Raw genomic sequence first — 2,155 nt, 5'->3', positions numbered from 1 at the left:
CAGTTGGTGGGGAGCCGCAGGCTCCGCGGGCTCCCCCGACCCCCTCGGCCCGTTCCACCTCGCCGCCGAGCTGCGGCTCCCCACCAACTGGCTCGACTACCTCATCCTCGGGATCTACTTCGTCGTCGTGCTCGGCATCGGCTTCGCGGCCCGCCGGTCCGTGAAGACCAGCCTCGACTTCTTCCTGTCCGGCCGCTCCCTGCCCGCCTGGGTCACCGGCCTGGCGTTCATCGCCGCCAACCTGGGCGCCACCGAGATCCTGGGCATGGCCGCCAACAGCGCGCAGTACGGCGTCTACACCACGCACTGGTACTGGATCGGCGCCATCCCGGCGATGGTCTTCCTCGGCCTGGTGATGATGCCGTTCTACTACGGCTCCAAGGTCCGCTCGGTCCCCGAGTTCCTGCTGCTGCGCTTCGACAAGGGCGCCCACCTGCTCAGCGCGGTCCTGTTCGCCTGCGCGGCCATCCTCATCGCCGGCGTCAACCTCTACGCGCTGGCGATCGTGGTCGAGGCGCTGCTGGGCTGGCCGCAGTGGGTGGCCATCGTGGTCGCCGGCTTCTTCGTCCTGGCGTACATCACCCTCGGCGGCCTGTCCTCGGCCATCTACAACGAGGTCCTGCAGTTCTTCGTGATCCTCGCGGCGCTGATCCCGATCACCGTGCTCGCGCTGAGGAGCGTCGGCGGCTGGGACGGACTGTCGGCCTCCCTGACCGAGTCCCGCGGCGCCGACTTCATGACGGCCTGGGGCGGCACCGGCATCGGCAGCGACAACCCGCTCGGCGCCAACTGGCTGACCATCGTCCTCGGCCTCGGCTTCGTCCTGTCCTTCGGCTACTGGACGACCAACTTCGCCGAGGTGCAGCGCGCCCTGTCCGCGAAGAACCTCTCCGCGGCCCAGCGCACCCCGCTCATCGCCGCGTTCCCGAAGATCTTCATCGTGTTCCTGGTGATGATCCCGGGTCTGGCCGCGGCCGTCCTGGTGCCGCAGATCGGCACCGCGGGCTCGGATCTCCAGTACAACGACGCCATCCCGTACCTCATGGAGCAACTGCTGCCCAACGGTGTCCTGGGCATCGCCGTGACGGGTTTGCTGGCCGCGTTCATGGCGGGCATGGCGGCCAACATCTCGTCCTTCAACACGGTGTTCACCACCGACATCTGGGCGCGGTACGTGGTGAAGGGCCGCGAGGACGGGTACTACGTCGGCTTCGGCCGGCTGATCACCGTGATCGGGGTCCTGGCGTCGATCGGCACGGCCTTCCTGGCCTCGTCGTTCTCGAACATCATGAGCTACCTCCAGACACTGTTCTCGTTCTTCAACGTGCCGATGTTCGTGGTCTTCATCATCGGCATGTTCTGGAAGCGGGCGTCGGTGAAGTCCGGCTTCTGGGGCCTGCTCGCCGGCACCACCGCCGCGATGGTCAACTACTTCGTCCTCTACGAGCGGGGCATCGTCGACATCCCCTCCGACCAGGGCGCCAACTTCGTCTCCGCGATCGCGGGCTTCGTCGCCGGCGCGGTGGTCATGGTCGCGGTGTCGCTGTTCACCGCGCCCAGACCGGCCGAGGACCTCCAGGGCCTGGTCTACGGCACCACCTCGCCCGGCATGGCCGAGCCGCCCGCCGAGGGCGACGACGCCTGGTACCGCAGGCCGGCACTGCTCGGCTGGGGCGCGGTGATCCTGGCGGCCGCCTGCTACATCCCGTTCTCGTTCTGACCGCGGGAGGATTGAGAGACCATGTCCGACCACCACTCCGCATCCCCGTCCGGCCCCGGCCCCCACTCGGGTTCCTCGTCCGGGGGCGGCCCCGCGCACGACCCGGCCCACTACTCGGACAAGGACCTCCAGGAGGAGGTCTCCGCCCTGCGGACCAAGTCCGCGACCGCCGCCCGTCTCTTCGACATCCGCCGCCTCATCGGCGCCCTGTTCGTGGTGTACGGCGTCATCGTCACGATCGCGGGCATCACCGCGTCCGACGCGGCCATCGAGAAGGCCGAGGGCGTCAACATCAACCTGTGGACCGGCCTGGGCATGCTCGCCCTGGGCCTGTTCTTCCTCGTCTGGCTGAAACTCCGGCCCACGGCCCCGCCGCCCGGTGATCAGTCGCCCTGTGGCCGCTCCTGGACGGCGTCCGTGACGTCCGGGGGCGGC

At 68.9% G+C, this 2,155-nt stretch carries 2 protein-coding genes; both read left to right on the top strand.

Going from position 1 to position 2,155, the window contains the following annotated elements; translation table 11 throughout:
* Positions 1 to 70 precede the first annotated feature (70 nt).
* Positions 71 to 1,720 carry a sodium:solute symporter family protein gene (locus tag AOK18_RS10870; RefSeq protein ID WP_055694192.1) on the top strand — a complete coding sequence of 550 codons (1,650 nt, stop codon included), beginning with the start codon at positions 71 to 73 and terminating at the stop codon, positions 1,718 to 1,720.
* A 147-nt stretch (positions 1,721 to 1,867) separates the two neighbouring features.
* Positions 1,868 to 2,155: hypothetical protein (locus AOK18_RS10865; RefSeq protein ID WP_240503134.1), on the top strand; the 288-nt coding region annotated here is incomplete at its 3' end.

The organism is Streptomyces prasinopilosus (assembly GCF_001419695.1).
Lineage (GTDB): Bacteria > Actinomycetota > Actinomycetes > Streptomycetales > Streptomycetaceae > Streptomyces > Streptomyces prasinopilosus.
Note: the sequence above shows the minus strand (reverse complement) of the source record. Positions and strands in the feature narration are given on the sequence as shown.